We start from the raw sequence: 3,358 nt of genomic DNA, 5'->3' as shown, positions 1-3,358 counted from the left end.
TCCAAGACCCGCCTGGAGCGCCTGGGCTTCTTCAAGGAAGTCAACGTCGAGACCCCGGCCGTACCGGGCGTCGATGACCAGGTCGATGTGAACTACAGCGTCGAAGAGCAGGCTTCCGGCTCGATCAGCGCCAGCGTCGGTTTCTCGCAAAGCGCCGGTCTGATCCTGGGCGGCTCGATCACCCAGAACAACTTTCTCGGCACCGGCAACTACGCCAGCCTGGGCCTGACCCGCTCGTCCTACCAAAGCAAGTACAACATCGGCTTTACCGACCCCTACTTCACGCCGGACGGCGTGAGCCTGGGTTACAACGCGTTCTATAACGCCACCGACTACAACGAATACTACGATGACGATAATTCGTACTATTCCATCAACAGCTACGGCGCCGGCACCTCCCTCGGCTACCCGATCAATGAAACCTCACGATTGAATTTCGGCGTGACGGTGCAACATGACAGCATCGAACCGGGGACCTACAGCGCCGATGAGATCTACGATTTCATCGAGCGCGAAGGCAAGGACTTCACCAACTTCAAGGCCAACCTCGGCTGGTCGGAATCGACCCTGAACAAGGGCGTGCTGGCCACCCGTGGGCATTCGCAAAGCCTGAACCTGATGGCGACGGTGCCCGGCAGCGACCTGAGCTTCTACAAGATCGACTACACCGGGCAGACGTTCCTGCCGGTCAGCGACGCGACCTCGCTGCGCTTGCACACCAAGCTCGGCTACGGCAACAGCTACGGTTCGACCGACGGCCTGCCGTTCTATGAAAACTACACCGCCGGTGGCGAAGGCTCGGTGCGTGGTTTTGAAAGCGGCACTCTCGGCCCGCGCAACACACCGGCCACCGGCACCTATGCCAGTGCCGGCCAAGCGTACTACTCCGACCGGGACACCGAGTCACTGGGCGGCAACATACTCATCACCGGCGGCGTGGAATACCTGTTCCCACTGCCCTTCATCAAAGACAACAAATCACTGCGCACCTCGGTGTTCTGGGACGTGGGCAGCGTCTATTCCGACAAGTGCTATCTGAGCACCACCCAGGGATGCGACGGGGTCGATCTCAGCCAGATGGCCAGCTCGGTGGGGGTCGGGGTGACCTGGTATAGCCCGCTGGGCCCATTGAGCGCCAACGTGGCCTTTCCGGTCCGAACGCCGGATAACGCTGATACGCAGGTGTTTCAGTTTTCCTTGGGACAAACGTTCTGAAAGCGCTGGCCGGAACTGGTCGTAGGGCACGGATCTGCTATCTTGGATACAGACCTGAGTAGTTGCGATCCCATACGTATCCAGGTTTGAGCAATGGAGTGATGAAGTTGGAAGCAGTGGAACTGCTCGTTATTGATGAATGGGGCACATCATCTCTACGTGGCGAGTGTGATGTGATCATCGTCAATTACAATGCCGGTGAACTTTTGTTGGCGTGTGTAAGGTCGGCGTTTGCCGCCGGCGCTTCCAGCGTGATCGTGGTGGACAACGATTCCCACGACGATAGCCTGATGCTGGTGGAGCGAACCCACGCTGTCGGCGACTCGCTTCAAATCGTACGCAATGCCGCCAACCTCGGCTTCGCCGTGGCGTGCAACCAAGGTGCCCGCCTGTCAGCGGCTCCCAATTTATTTTTCTTGAACCCGGACACCGTACTGGCCGCCGATGCCATAGACCGCTTGCTGCTGGCGCTGCATAGCGCGCCGGAGATCGGCATGGTCGGAGGGTTCCTGTGCAACCCGGACGGCAGCGAGCAAGCCGGTGGGCGCCGGGTATTTCCAACGCCCAGACGCGCCTTCATGCGGGCTTTCGGACTTTCGCGGCTCTCAGCACTTTTCCCATCACTGTTGTCCGACTTTTTATTGCACAAGGAGCCGCTACCCGGCACCCCCATTGTCGTTGAGGCCATTTCCGGGGCTTGCATGCTGGTCAAGCGCGAAGCGATCGAGAGTGTCGGGTTATGGGACGAAGACTATTTCCTTCATTGCGAGGACCTGGACTGGTGCATGCGCTTCCATCAGGCCGGCTGGCGCGTGCTGTTCGTGCCAGATGCCCAGGTGATGCATGTATTCGGTGGCTGCAGTCGCCAGCGTCCCTATTTCGTCGAATGGCACAAACACCTGGGGATCCTGCGTTTCTATCGCAAGTTTTTCCGCCGCAAATACCCTGCCGTGCTATGGGTCAGCGTGGTGATCGGGGTCTGGTTTCGATTCAGCCTGATGGTCCTTCGTCACGCGGCTACCCGGTTTAAACATGCATGGAACCTACGATAAGAGACCCCAATTGCGGATAGGAATATTGGGCGGCTCCAGCCTCTTGGGCGAGCACGCCCTGCCATTGCTGGCACAAACCGGTCTCCCGACAAGCGCCTTCACTCGAAGCCTGCCCACGGTGTCCTGCCCCGGTGTGACGTGGCGAAATGCTGACGACTGGCACGGACTGACGCTGGACACCTTCCTGTCATTCGCCCCTGTCTGGGTGTTACCCGACTATCTGGAACGCCTGGCCAGCACCCACGTCAAACGCGTTGTCGTGCTATCCTCCACAAGCCGTTTTGCCAAGCAAACATCGCCCGATGCTCGGGAACGGGACGTGGCGCAACGCTTGATACGCGCAGAAGAACAGCTCGAGCAGTGGGCGATCGAACGGCAAGTCGAATGGGTGATCCTGCGGCCGACCATGATCTATGGCTTTGGTCGCGACAAGAACATCTCGCAAATAGCACGTTTCATTCAACGCTTCGGATTTTTCCCGCTTATCGGGGGCGGAACCGGACTGCGCCAGCCGGTGCATGCTGGTGACGTGATCCAGGCGTGCCTGTCCGCCATGAGCACGCCTGGCCTGCCCAGTGGCGGCTATAACCTCTCAGGGGGGGAAGTCTTGCCGTATCACACGATGGTGAGGCGAATATTCCAGGCCATGGGGCGTCCGGAGCGAACGCTGCCCCTCCCTGCCCAGGTATTAAGCCGGGGCGTTTCGATCATGCGGTGTCTGCCGCGCTATCGACATCTTTCAAGTGCGCTGGTGGCGCGGATGAACGAGGACTTGGTGTTTGACCATTCGCCCGCCAGTGATTGGCTTGGTTTTGCTCCCAGGGCGTTTCATCTGATGGGTGAGGATTTGCCTGGTCGATAGGTGGGATGGTTTGGGTCTGGATTGCTTAGGGAAAAATGTGCTTCTCTGGGGCGGGGTGTATATCCGTTGCTGCGGTAACGGCGGCTTAGGGTTCCGCCCTTATGTATGGACTCGCCTCCACTGTCTACCCGCTTTTCAACACTGCTACCCGGCTGCATCTATGTATAAGGCCTATTCGAGGAAGCCCATCTTTGGCTTCTGGCCAACATTGGTTGAGCTCGCGGTATGC

At 58.9% G+C, this 3,358-nt stretch carries 3 protein-coding genes; all 3 read left to right on the top strand.

Going from position 1 to position 3,358, the window contains the following annotated elements:
* Positions 1-1,215 (top strand): outer membrane protein assembly factor BamA (bamA, locus tag KGA89_RS28620; RefSeq protein WP_100264094.1); only part of this gene is annotated, 1,215 nt, incomplete at its 5' end.
* A 107-nt stretch (positions 1,216-1,322) separates the two neighbouring features.
* Positions 1,323-2,267 carry a glycosyltransferase family 2 protein gene (locus KGA89_RS28615; RefSeq protein ID WP_013693753.1) on the top strand — a complete coding sequence of 315 codons (945 nt, stop codon included), beginning with the start codon at positions 1,323-1,325 and terminating at the stop codon, positions 2,265-2,267.
* A gap of 25 nt (positions 2,268-2,292) precedes the next feature.
* Entirely contained in the window at positions 2,293-3,129 is an 837-nt protein-coding gene (locus tag KGA89_RS28610) for an NAD-dependent epimerase/dehydratase family protein (RefSeq protein ID WP_198286655.1), read from the top strand.
* Positions 3,130-3,358: the final 229 nt, after the last annotated feature.

It is taken from the genome of Pseudomonas sp. A-RE-22 (assembly GCF_019956035.1).
Lineage (GTDB): Bacteria > Pseudomonadota > Gammaproteobacteria > Pseudomonadales > Pseudomonadaceae > Aquipseudomonas > Aquipseudomonas brassicacearum.
Note: the sequence above shows the minus strand (reverse complement) of the source record. Positions and strands in the feature narration are given on the sequence as shown.